The sequence below is a fragment of the Pseudundibacterium arcticum genome (assembly GCF_042646465.1).
Lineage (GTDB): Bacteria > Pseudomonadota > Gammaproteobacteria > Burkholderiales > Burkholderiaceae_D > Undibacterium_A > Undibacterium_A arcticum.
The window spans coordinates 22,294-32,495 of record NZ_JBHRTP010000052.1 but is presented as its reverse complement, the minus strand read 5'-3'; the positions used below and the strand labels follow the sequence as shown (position 1 = coordinate 32,495).

The 10,202-nt window shown below is 58.6% G+C and carries 8 protein-coding genes; 2 read left to right on the top strand and 6 right to left on the bottom strand.

Annotated features, from left to right (window positions below; translation table 11 throughout):
• From ACFOFO_RS16150 to ACFOFO_RS16125, 6 genes are all read right to left on the bottom strand, one after another.
• On the bottom strand, positions 1–113 hold a 113-nt coding region (locus tag ACFOFO_RS16150), incomplete at its 3' end, for a Y-family DNA polymerase (RefSeq protein ID WP_390332041.1).
• 250 nt (positions 114–363) lie between these two features.
• Positions 364–3,513, bottom strand: coding sequence for an error-prone DNA polymerase (locus ACFOFO_RS16145; RefSeq protein ID WP_390332016.1), 3,150 nt, complete (start codon positions 3,511–3,513; stop codon positions 364–366).
• Positions 3,514–3,519: 6 nt separating this feature from the next.
• Positions 3,520–4,998, bottom strand: a complete 1,479-nt coding sequence (locus ACFOFO_RS16140; RefSeq protein ID WP_390329286.1) for a Y-family DNA polymerase — start codon at positions 4,996–4,998, stop codon at positions 3,520–3,522.
• The gene (gene imuA / locus ACFOFO_RS16135) at positions 4,931–5,623 is read right to left on the bottom strand and encodes a translesion DNA synthesis-associated protein ImuA (RefSeq protein ID WP_390329460.1); all 693 of its coding nucleotides are present in this window, start codon (positions 5,621–5,623) and stop codon (positions 4,931–4,933) included. Before imuA ends, ACFOFO_RS16140 begins: the two co-directional genes overlap by 68 nt.
• A gap of 443 nt (positions 5,624–6,066) precedes the next feature.
• Complete coding sequence (locus ACFOFO_RS16130) at positions 6,067–7,422, bottom strand: IS1182 family transposase (protein ID WP_390329284.1); 1,356 nt, start codon at positions 7,420–7,422, stop codon at positions 6,067–6,069.
• Positions 7,423–7,511: 89 nt separating this feature from the next.
• Complete coding sequence (locus ACFOFO_RS16125; RefSeq protein ID WP_390332015.1) at positions 7,512–8,198, bottom strand: SOS response-associated peptidase; 687 nt, start codon at positions 8,196–8,198, stop codon at positions 7,512–7,514.
• A 622-nt stretch (positions 8,199–8,820) separates the two neighbouring features.
• Between ACFOFO_RS16125 and ACFOFO_RS16120 the strand changes: the two genes are divergently transcribed.
• Together ACFOFO_RS16120 and ACFOFO_RS16115 are read left to right on the top strand one after the other, a co-directional pair.
• Entirely contained in the window at positions 8,821–9,636 is an 816-nt protein-coding gene (locus ACFOFO_RS16120; protein WP_390332014.1) for a lysophospholipid acyltransferase family protein, read from the top strand.
• Between the two features lie 151 nt (positions 9,637–9,787).
• Entirely contained in the window at positions 9,788–10,192 is a 405-nt protein-coding gene (locus ACFOFO_RS16115; protein WP_390329279.1) for a regulatory protein RecX, read from the top strand.
• Positions 10,193–10,202: the final 10 nt, after the last annotated feature.

The window sequence follows — 10,202 nt, the reverse complement described above, 5'->3', positions numbered from 1 at the left end:
CGACCGCCGATGACAACTGGTACGCCGCGTAATTCCGGATAGCGTAATAATTCCACCGACGCGTAAAATGCGTCCATATCCAAATGTGCGATGCGGCGAGGTGGTACGTTCATAGTGTTTCTAAAAGGCTTGGCTTAGTAGCTGTTGAAATTGGGCGTATTTTCTTTTGCACTGGTAACGAGTTGTCGGCAATCGTGTTGTCTAGATTCATTTCCTCGTAAATATGTCATTTTGAATCGAAACTGCTATCGGATGTCCAAAAGCAGACCGATGCGGTGCAGCTCGTACCGACTATGTATCAATTTATATAGATAAACGTGGGTTAATCGGATTCGGATGTGATCGTAATCAGTATTCTCCTTTCTAAGCAAAATCTCGGCTATGCGTAGCCAGCTCCCCAAGTAATGCGGACATATCCACGAGCCGCATCGCAACCAGATGCCGCACGTTACTGTGACATTGCCACTTGCCGTACACCCCCAACAGCGAAGAAGTCAGCAATTCTTTGCGCTGTTTTTCCACGAGGCTCGGCCACACGATCACATTGACCGGACCTGTCTCGTCTTCCAGCGTCACAAAAATCACTCCGTTAGCCGTCTCCGGCCGCTGCCGTACCGTCACTATCCCGCATCCGCGTGCTAGCTGACCATCTTCAAACGAGTTCAAGATCTCGGCCGGCAAGAACCGTTTTGCGGTCAGCGCCTTGCGCAACAATGCGACCGGATGTCGTCCTAGCGTCAGTCCCACGGTTCGATAATCGGCGACGATGTTTTCTGCTTCGGATGGGGCTTCCATTCGCAGCTCATCTTCATACACGGTCGCTGGTCGCAACAATCCCTTGTCAGGGGCGCTGGTCACGGCCTGCCACAAGGCCTGGCGCCGATTGCCGGCCAGCGATTCCAGCGCATTGGCCGCGGCTAGCGCCTGCAGGTCGCCCCGGTTCAGTTGTGCCCGGTCCGCCAAGTCGGTGGCACTGGCAAAGCTGCGGATTGCTCTGGCCTCTTCTATGCGCCACGCCGCTTCGCGTTCCAGACCGCTCACCATATTCAGACCCAGCCGAACCGCCGGCTGGCTCCTACCTGAGTGCTCCAGCGCCGCCTCCCAATTGCTGACGTTGACGTCGACGGGTCGAACCTCGATCCGGTGACGCCTGGCGTCTTGAACCAACTGTGACGGCGAATAGAAGCCCATCGGCTGACTATTTAAGAGCGCGGTCAGGAATGCGGCCGGCTCGTGGCATTTCAGCCAGCTGCTGGCATAGGCCAGCAATGCGAAGCTGGCCGAGTGACTTTCAGGGAAGCCATATTCGGCAAAGCCACGGATCTGTCCAATGATGGATTTGGCAAACTCGTCGGTGTAGCCGCGCTCGGCCATCCCCGCGCGCAGCTTGTCTTCAAATTGTTCGAGTCCACCTTTTCGTTTCCAGGCAGCCATGGCACGGCGCAAACGATCTGCCTCACCTGCCGTGAATCCAGCGGCCACCATCGCGACTTGCATCACCTGTTCCTGGAAGATCGGAATGCCCAGGGTGCGCGACAAGACCGCTTCCATCTCTTTGCTCGGATAGTCGACCGGATCGATGCCCTGCCGCCTGCGTAGATACGGATGTACCATCCCGCCCTGGATCGGGCCGGGACGGATGATCGCGACTTCGATCACCAGGTCGTAGAAGGTCTGCGGCCGCAGCCGGGGCAGCATTGTCATCTGCGCGCGGCTTTCGATCTGGAACACGCCAACCGTATCGGCATTGCAAATCATGTCGTAGGTGGCCGGATCCTCGGCAGGGATATCTTGCAGCTCAAAGCGCTCACCGCGCTGCTCCGACACCAGATCCAGCGCCCGACGGATACAGGACAGCATGCCCAGCGCCAGGATATCGACTTTCAGCAATCCCATCGCATCGAGGTCGTCCTTGTCCCACTGCACGACGCTGCGGTCCGGCATCGCGGCATTTTCGATGGGAACCAGGCGGGATAATTTGCCGCGCGCGATCACGAAGCCGCCCGGATGCTGAGACATGTGACGCGGGAAGCCGATCAGCTTTTCCGCCAGTTCTGCCCAGCGCCGCGCGATGAACGACTCCGGATCGATGCCGTTTTCAACAAAACGCTGCGCCAGGCCGGCCTGGCCATCCCACCAGCGATGCGACTTGGCGATCTGGTCGACGATGACCAGATCCACCCCCAGCGCTTTGCCCACGTCCCTCAACACACTACGCGGGCGATAGGTGCTGACCACGCCGGTGAGCGCGGCGCGTAGCCGGCCGTACTTGTTGTAGATGTACTGGATGACCTCTTCCCGGCGCTGATGCTCGAAATCGACATCGATATCGGGTGGTTCATTGCGCTCCTTCGAGATGAAGCGTTCGAACAGCAGATTGCCCCGTGCTGGATCGACTTCGGTAATGCCCAGGCAATAGCAGACTGTGGAGTTCGCCGCCGATCCGCGCCCCTGGCAAAGGATGTGCTGGCGGCGGGCGTAGCGCACGATGTCATGCACGGTCAGAAAGTACGACTCATAGGCCATGTCCGAGATCAGAGCCAGCTCGTATTCGATCTGCTGCTGTACGTTCGATGGAATGCCGACTGGGAAGCGCCAATGGGCGCCGATATAGGTTTCCTTGCGCAGGTAGCTGGCCGCAGTCTCGCCCTTGGGTACGACCTCTTCCGGATACTGATATTTCAGCTCGTCGAGCGAGAAGGTGCAGAGGTTAGCTATTCGTATCGTCTCGGCCAGCGGAGCCTTATCGTAGATATTGGCCAGCCGGATCCGACCGCGCAGATGCTGTTCGGCATTCGAGGCCAGCTGATAGCCGCAGGCAGAAACCGGTTTTCTGAGGCGGGTGGCAGTCAATGTGTCTTGCAGCGGCTTGCGGGAGCGGACGTGCATGCAGACATCGCCTGTAGCTACCACCGGCAGGCCGTAGCGCTTGGCCACTGCCAGGATGACATCGCGGTGTTTCTCGTCGTGCGATCGCAAGTGCAAGGTCAGCGCCATCCGGGCACGCCCCGGCATGGTCACGGTCAGCCAGCTAGCCTGCTTTGCCAACTCCTCTGGACTGATGCCGTAAGCCGGTGTCAGCATGGCGAGGCAGTCCGGCATCGCCTGCAAGTGAAGGTTTACCTCGTCAGGATCGGCGATGTCTTCCGGCCGCAGCAGGTAACTGCCCTTCTCGACCCGGGTGCGGGCCAGCGTGATCAGCTCCGACAGATTGCCATACCCTTCCCGGTTCATGGCAAGCAGCACGATCGTAAATGGCATGCTGCCATCCGATGGCGTGAGCAGGAATTGACTGCCGATGATCAGGTGCAAATCGTGTTTTTTGGCTTCGATATGTGCCCGCACGACGCCTGCCAACGAGCATTCATCGGTGATGGCCAGTGCAGCATAACCCAGTCTGGCCGCGCGCGCAGCCAGTTCTTCGGGATGGGAAGCCCCGCGCAGGAACGTGAAATTGGAAACGCACTGTAGTTCTGCGTAGGCAGGCAAGATCGGTGACGGCGGTGTGCTCATACATCCTCACGCGAATAGCCCATGCAGATACCAGCAGGCTTCTTCCTGCGTCCGTTCCCGGTAGACCCAATAACAGGCCGCTTCCGCGCCTTGCGCCACGAAGTAGTCCCTGACGGCCAGCCCATCGTCCCACCAGCCAGCTTCGATGCGCTCCGGGCCGCGGATCAGTTTCAGCGGCGAACCATAGAACGGGCGGTGGTCGCGCAGCAGCAATGGGATGGGCTTGGCCAGCAACCAGAATGGACGGTCAGCCGACTCGTCATCTTCATCCTCGTCGGTCTTTGTGCAGGGAGTGGTTGCCGGCCCCCATCGATTGCAGGTCTCGGGGCGATGGTCCGACACCGGTATCGGTGCCAGGACTTTGTCGTTGCCGAGACGCGCCACCAGAAGTTCTAGCAGGCGCTTATAGTCGGATGGACTCCCGCCTGGTTCAGGGAACAGAGATTCCGTCGGCGGCAGCATCGGCGACAGCGTTTCAGCGCTGAGCCTGATCGCGATCACCGGGGCCGTCAGTTCCACCCGTCCCAGGCGCTCTTTCAGCAGGCGGATCAGGTGTTCTTCCTGCCATGTCGGCTCCGCTAACGCGATCTCGATCGCAGTAGGTGGCACCGCTGCGCGCCCGCGTTCATGCTCGAGCAGCAGCACGAAGCGCGACACTGCCTGCTGGAGTGCGACGAGCCAGCCGACCATCTGCAGCACCAGGCGTTGGGCGCCAAACAGTAGCGCCTCCGCATGTTCGATGCGGTCCGGCATTTCCAGTCGCTCGCCAAAGACCGGCGGCGCCTTGATCCATTCAAATAGCTCGGGTGCCATGCCGTAGGCACGATCCATGGCCTCCAGCAGATCCTTGTTGGTACGGCGCTGGAGTCCGGCACGCGGCAACTTGCGTAAATCACCCAGGACCTGGCAGCCGATGCCTTGCAACCAGTCCCGATGCAGATCGGCGGCGGGAAGCAGACTGCACGGAAGGCGGTCGAGCCGTCTGGTCATCGTTTCCATCTGCATCACGCGTCGCCTGACTGGTCCGGATCGGTCACTCTTCGAGCGTGCAAGTAGCCAGGCCGCTTGTGCCGTGGGCGCCGTACCCAGTCTGGCGGTGAACCCTAACGCACGGATGCTCGCGCTGAGTCTTCTACATAACAGATGACAACCGCCAAACAGTCGCTGGCTTGCCGTGACATCGAGCAGCACGGCAAAGCCTTCTGCGTATGTCACTTCGGGGGTGAACTGGAGCAAGGTCATCGCTACACTGTCCAACGCCCGCTGTTCTTGCACCAGGTCACGCTCCAGCAGCGTGGTCTCCGGCGCGATGGCCGAGACGCCGCCGCGGCGCATGCCGCAGCGCACCCCGCTTCGCGCCGCCAGGGCAGACGTCACCAGCACGCGATCGTTGTCGATGAGCGCGTATTCGCCTTGCTCACACCACGACGGCCGCAGAGCTTCCAGCGGAATAAGTGGCAGGTAAACGCCGATCCAGACGCGCATGATGTTTCACATTGTCTTGGTGAGGGCCTACTGGCATGTCGCTCAGCCGGAAATAAATACTGTGGTCGGCTTGCGGGCCACGGCGCTTGAGGATGTCGATCTGGATGCCGGCGACGGCCGGTTGCAGCACCAGGCGTAGCGGTGACGGCGAAGGGTCCTGGCTATTGGCCGCCGGACGTAGCAGCCAGAACATTGTGTCCGAGGACTGTGCGGCCAGATGCAATCGGCGCAGCGCGTCGGTGCGTACATGGGACAGCCAGAGCAGGACCGCACCGCAACTGCCATTGCGCAATATCTGTTCGGTGGCCCACAGGGCGTCTGCGGTGCCTGTGGTTGGTAGCCATAACAGGTTGCCAGTTGCGATACCCCACTTGCGGCAGGCGGCGACGTCGGGCAAATGGGGAGGCTGGACCAGCGCGATGCGCCGCGTCCGGGACAGGCTGACGAGTGCCGGTTTCAACAACTGGATCTCGCCTATACCGGGCTGTTGAAGCAATAACTCGATCAGTGCGGACCGCGGCCAGCCGTGCTCCGGGAGTTCGTCGTCCAACGAACGGAAGCCGGATGACAGGGTCGCGGATCGATAACGCGCCATCTGATTGGCACGCCAGATGAGCTGGGGCATCTGGGCCACCACGCTAGCAGCGCCCGTCAAGATTTGCGTTTGTGTGTGCATAAGGGGTTCCTTTACTTGCATGAAGGCAAGAGAAAGGCAGTTACAATATACTGGATAAATATACAGTATATTAGCAAAATCCCTTAGCTGTTTTGCTTATGTTGGCGACATTCGCATATCACTAATCGCAATGAATTTATCAATGTAGCAAGCTGCGCGGCTATGACAATGAGACTATTCATCGCTATGGAGTCTGGACCACCATGAGGCCCCTGAGAACGTCCTAGGAGGCTGTCGGACTCAGGGTTTTTGATTCATTTTTCGATGATTGGCAAGCAAATCCAGACTTGTTAGCGTTTTAATTCGTCGGAATGGGCACGTGAGAGCCATGCGGAGCGGATTTTGTGCTTCGCGAGTTCGCTGCGCACGCGTATTTATGCTCTTTTTTCTCGTTACGCCATGTTTAAAGTGCTCATGCGTTTTAAGTTCCAGGCCAAGGCGACCAGATTCCATTCTTGACGTACTTTTTCCACGCCGCGCAACAGAAACTGCCTGAATTTCATCACATGCTTGATGATGCCGAACACCGGTTCTACCGTCTGCTTGCGCAGCGCATAGTCGGCTCGGCCGCTTCGCGTCGTCAAGCGATGCGCCATCCGCGTCACCGCATCGGCATCGTCCGGCAGCGGCTCCGGTTCCGCGAAGCGCGCCAATAGCCCGGGATAATGGGCTTCCCGCCCCATTGCGATCATCGGCTCAACCCCCGCTTCGACACACGCGTCCACATTGGCAGCACTGAAGTAGCCGGTATCGGCACACAGCTGTTCCGGCTTGCCCAGCTCCGCCTCATGCGACTTGAGCATGGCCAGCATCGGCTTGATCTGCTGCTTGTCGTTGCACGCGTGCGTCACGCCGGTGGCGACGATCAGCATGCTGCCAGCATCGACCGCACACTGGCCGTTGTAGCACTGCTCAAAGCCGCCGCCCGACACCTTCATGATGCGCGACTGGTCATCGGTCAGATTGATCTGGTCCTTGTCTTGCGGACCCGTGGTCGGCGGCTCGGGATCTTTGCCGCGCGGCTTCTTCCCCGCCTTGCGCTGCGCGTCCCGACGGGCGCTCTTGGTATCAAATTCCGCCTGTTGGGCCGCATCGCGTTCCCGCGCCCGCTCTTCCAGCTTGCGCTTGGCCTCGCCCATCACAGCCAGCCGTTCTTCGCGCCGCGCAATTTCCTGCGGCACGTTCATCCCGTCCGGCAGGTTGTTGCGATCTTCGCTTTCCGCCAACGCCAGCAGCTGCTTCACTTCGTCCTGCAGCAGTTTCTCGATCTTCACCAGATGTTCCCACGACAGTGCGCGGTGCTTGCTGGCATTGGCCTTGACCTTGGTGCCATCCACGCTGATCTTGCCGACCTTGAGCATGCCCATTTCACGCGCCAGCACCAGCACCTGGACGAAGAGCTGCTCCAGTTGGGCGCCAAAGCGCCGACGGAAGGTGGCCAGCGTGTCATGATCAGGATGCGTATTGGCGGCAATGTAGCGAAACGCCACCGAGTCATACGTGGCGCGCTCAATTTTGCGGCTCGACGGCACGCCAGTGGCGTAGCCATAGATCAATAACCCGAGCAGCACGGCCGGGTGGTGCGCCGCCGATCCTCGTCCTCGGTAGGCGCGGGTCAGTTCGGACAGATCCAGTTGTTCGATCACTTCCACGATGAACCGCGCCAGATGATTCTCCGGCAACCATTCTTCTACCGACGGCGGAAAAAGGTACTGGGTCTGGCGATCGACTGGAATGAATCCGCTCATGCTTGGCTCATGGGGCTGGTTATCGGCAAACACGATTTTATCTGACGGCTATCCCGGCATCCAGGAAAAAGAGAAAGTCCGACGGTCTCCTAGGCTGGCTCAACTGGCTGGATCAAGTGGTCATCGCGATACTTGTGGCCATTTACATCTTTCGACACCTGATACCAATCGAAACTCTCCGAAGTCAAGGCGGATTGTCTGGCGACCTGCTCCGCCTGTTCATAACTGAAGCTCAGATCCATCCACAATGCCGCATCTTCGGCGGTCAATGCGAGCGGCCGTCGATCGTGGATGTCGACCATGCCGCCTGCCGTTTCATTGGTCACGATCACAAAGCCGACACCAGGTGTATCGGGCTGACCTGGTTCGTGATCGGTAAGCGCCGCAAGGAATAGCTCTTCGCCCGATTTTGGCTTGATATACCAAGGTATGCGCTCGTTGCCGGATTTGATCCTCTCGTACCACCCGTCGGCCGGGACAATAATTCGGCCTTGCTTCATCAGACCGCGATAGTACGGCGTCAGTAGCTTTTCCAGCTTTGCATTGATGGCTGGCGTCATGCCCTTTTTCTTTGCCCAGCTAGACAGCCAGTGCCATTTGATCTCCTCGGCGACAAGCATTCCATCATGGAGACGCATGGTCCAGTGAGGCGCTCCTGGTGAGCAGTTGTAGTTATTGATCGCCTCTTCGGGAAAGTCGATGAGCAGCTGAGGATCGAAGCCAAGCCGCTTGGCATAGCGTTTCATTTCTTTAGTTTGGGTAATCCGTCCGCACATGTCATCTCCCCCACATGAGGGAGTTATTGTCGCATGGACAAGCACGGAGAATTTCGGCGAGTTACCGACCTGACGGATGGAAGATCAGCGTACTGGCTCGGGATGCCACCGTACTAGCTCTATTCGCAACCGCGCCCCACACCGCTACGTCAGTCGCTGGAACCGCAATTAAATATTTCCAAGTTTTACGCCAGATTGACGCTTGACTGGAGAACTCCCCCCGTTATATTTGGACATGCTTGATTGTGCCGGCGCTGTCCGGCAGTCAACCCTCGATATGAAAGGTCGCATGAATGGGCGTGCAACAAACCCGGCACTGGTCGCAATCTTCGGTTACTACAACATCCTCAAGTCACGTCTTAAAATCCGTCGTGCAGTCCGTGTGGCGATTCCTGGCTCTTCGTGCCTTACGAGTTCGCACCAGTTACGACGCGGCCACCGTAGCCCAGCTGCGTAGCGGTGCGACCATTGTCTGCGCCAACCATGTGAGCTTTGTCGACGGCCTGATCGTTGCTCTGGCCAGTCCTGTTCCTCTGACCTTTGCCGTTCATACCGATTTTTCACGCCATTCCCACGTCGCCCGCTTTGGCATGGGCGTCATGGCCAGAAGGGGTTTGGCGGCGTGGTGCCGGTCGACGAGAAACATCCGTTCGGGATCCGCACCCTGCGCAAGGCGCTGTTGCGGGGTGAATCCGTGATGATTTTCCCGGAAGGGATGATCAGCCTCGACGGTCAGCGCAATCCGTTGCAGCCAGGGGGCATGGCTGGAAACACACAAACCCATGCTCCTATCGCCTGGCTGCAGATCACAGGCGCGGAGCAGAGCCGCGTTTTCGCAAAAATCGGGCCGCGCACTATGGCCCCGCATCGATTTGGATCTCTGATGAATACGCAACCATGGCTGCTGCAAGTAGGCAAACCCTATTCCGAGCAGCGAACACAGTGGACACAAGGGTTTGAATTCCGGTACTTCAACGGCCATCACCAGCTGCAGATCTGCGTGAAATCCCCGACTCAGAAGGAACTGGACGCTTTTGACCGCAATCCGATCCATCTGGGCCTCTACATCGAGAAAAATGTCGTGTTCTTTCTGTTCAAGATAGAGTCATTTTGGGACTGGTCTGATCAGGGCATCTCGATTCGCATGGTGCCGAAAGAAGAACAGGACATTCCCGAGCCGCAAGCAGGGACCTACACCCTGATGAACATCGTGTTGGTCAATGCAGACACCGGCATCATCGAAGCGATGCGGGCCGTCACCTTCAGTCCGAATTTTTCGGCGGTGCTCACTCGAGCTTTCCAACAGCAGTTGGCGGCACCATTTGATCGTGCCAAGCACGTCGATACGATTGCCGAGGTTTATGCGCGATACCCGCATTCGAAACAACTGGCCAAGGTCGCCAATGTGCTCGAACGGGGCGGATCGCAACACGCATGAACAGAGCGCAACGGGAAGTAGAGAGGCCCAAAATTACCGACCGGGAAGTGCGAAATACTGTGCAGGAGACACACTATACCGATAGCGGCCGACGCCGGCAAGATCGGCGCGAACACAGCAAACCTGCGCAAAGCTGCAAATCCTATGCGCTGTGGCTGCTCAGCCGGCGCACCTGCGCCAGAAACTGCTGCAGCGCGGTTACGGCCTTGAAGAAGTCGATCCGGCCATAGCTTTCTTGGCAGAACATCAGTTCCAATCCGATGTCCGCTATGCAGGAATGAAGTCCCGCTCGGTTCAGCACCTCGCCGGCGACCGTAAGATAGCGCTGGTCCTGAAAGGGAAGGGCATCGCGGCCGAGCTAGCCGCCGAGCAGATCGAGACGCTGCCGGCCGAAGAGGGCAGGGCAGTCGGGGCGGCGCACAGATTCCGGCGCCAGATCGAAGCCGACGGCCTGACGCAGGCATTAAAGGTGAAGATCTATCGCTACCTGGCCACCCGCGGATTTTCCGCAAAGTCGATCAAGACGGCGATAATAGCGATCCAACAACCGGAATAGGATGGAATTG

Excerpts from the sequence above, each read along its gene's own strand:
- ACFOFO_RS16145 (WP_390332016.1), bottom strand. The coding sequence starts at position 3,513 with ATGAGCACACCGCCGTCACCGATCTTGCCTGCCTACGCAGAACTACAG.
- ACFOFO_RS16140 (WP_390329286.1), bottom strand. The coding sequence starts at position 4,998 with ATGCGCGTCTGGATCGGCGTTTACCTGCCACTTATTCCGCTGGAAGCT.
- imuA (WP_390329460.1), bottom strand. The coding sequence starts at position 5,623 with ATGCCCCAGCTCATCTGGCGTGCCAATCAGATGGCGCGTTATCGATCC.
- ACFOFO_RS16130 (WP_390329284.1), bottom strand. The coding sequence starts at position 7,422 with ATGAGCGGATTCATTCCAGTCGATCGCCAGACCCAGTACCTTTTTCCG.
- ACFOFO_RS16125 (WP_390332015.1), bottom strand. The coding sequence starts at position 8,198 with ATGTGCGGACGGATTACCCAAACTAAAGAAATGAAACGCTATGCCAAG.